This window comes from Streptomyces sp. adm13(2018) (assembly GCF_008042145.1).
Taxonomy (GTDB): domain Bacteria; phylum Actinomycetota; class Actinomycetes; order Streptomycetales; family Streptomycetaceae; genus Streptomyces.
In genome coordinates this window covers 1-1397 of sequence record NZ_RDBH01000246.1, presented here as the reverse complement: position 1 = coordinate 1397, position 1397 = coordinate 1, and the positions used below count along the sequence as shown (strand labels likewise).

1 pseudogene is annotated in these 1397 nt (G+C 74.4%); it reads left to right on the top strand.

Going from position 1 to position 1397, the window contains the following annotated elements:
• Window positions 1–399: 399 nt before the first annotated feature.
• A pseudogene (locus tag EAO70_RS36130) lies at window positions 400–1224 on the top strand (hypothetical protein); the annotation flags it as partial.
• Window positions 1225–1397 lie beyond the last annotated feature (173 nt).

Below are 1397 nucleotides of genomic sequence, written 5' to 3'. Positions count from 1 at the left end.
GTGCCGTACGTCGTCGTACGGAGGGGCTCGTACGGGGGTACGAGGCTGTACCGGGGCATGCGGGTTCGGGCGGTGCGGGGGTACGGGCGGTGATGCGGGGTACGGGGAGTGCGACGGTGGCCACCGCTGTGGGGACAAGTTGGTCCAGACCAATCGCGTTGTCAAGACCTCTGGCAGCAAGCCCTGTTGAGAGCGGGTGGCGACGGCACGGGACCACGCGGCAGGTCCCGGCCCCGCGACCCCCGAGAAAGCCGGACGGCTTGGCGGATTGTGTGTTCACCACCCCGGGCCGCGCGGATAAGGTGCAGAGGCGGCAGCACCCTGCGGTGATGCCGTGAACGCGGTAAGTGATCCGCGGCCCCCGGGACACCGGAGGCCGGAGGGGACGGGGGGTCCGGCGTGCCGACAGCGATCGCGGTCACCAGTGCCGATCTGGCACTGCCGCCGACCGACCCCGGGACCCCGCACGCCACCGTTCTCCCGGCCCCCGACACCCGGTCGCTCGAAGCCTCGATCGCCGACATGCAGCAGCTGATCTCGCGGTACGGGCACGTGGTCGTCGTCTGCCCCTCCTCGGCCCCGCCCGCCGTCGAGCAGCGGCTGCGCGCCGTCCGCGCCCTGCTCGAAAGCGACCGGATCGCCCTGGTCAGGACCGACCTGCCACCCCTCGGCGCGGCCGTCCTCGTCCGCCAGCTCCGCCAGCTGGCCGGCTGCGAGTTCAGCCCTGGAGTCCTCGCCTCCGCCGCCCGGCTGCTCGCCCACTACATCTACGCCGGCGCCGTCCTCGGCTCCGTCTCCCGGCTCGACCGCGTCCCCGTCAGCCTCGGCTCCCACCTCAAGGGCTGGCTGCCCGGTGCCCACTTCGCCGTACTCGCCGGGCCCACCGCCCGGATCACCCGCGTCGGCGGCGCCGGCGAGACCGCCCTCCCCGGTCCGGAGTTCGGCACCGAACTCCTCCTCGCCCGCGGCCAGCTGCAGACCGACTGGCCCGCCACCACCCTCGTACCCGGCTGGCGGATCCAGGGCCCCGTCCAGGAGACCCCGCTGCCCGAGGCCTCGCCCCGCTGGTGGGGGACGGGCAAGCTGGTCGAGTTCGCGGCGTACCTGCCCGACCTGTCCGTCCTCTACCAACTCGTCTCCTCCGTACGGCGCGAGACCTGCCACTGGTGCGCGATGGAACTCATCGGCGACCGCTGCGGCTTCTGCGGGGCGCCCCTCCAGGCGGGGGCGGAGCCGGAGCCCGGGGGGCGCGCCCTGGACGCCCCGGACGGGCGCCGGCGCGCCGGCGCCCGCGCGCTCGGGCCCGGAGCGCCACAGGACCCACAGCCCGACCTGGAACCGGGCCCGCACCCCACCGCGTACACCGAGCTCACCCCCGTGAACGTGCAGGTCAACCC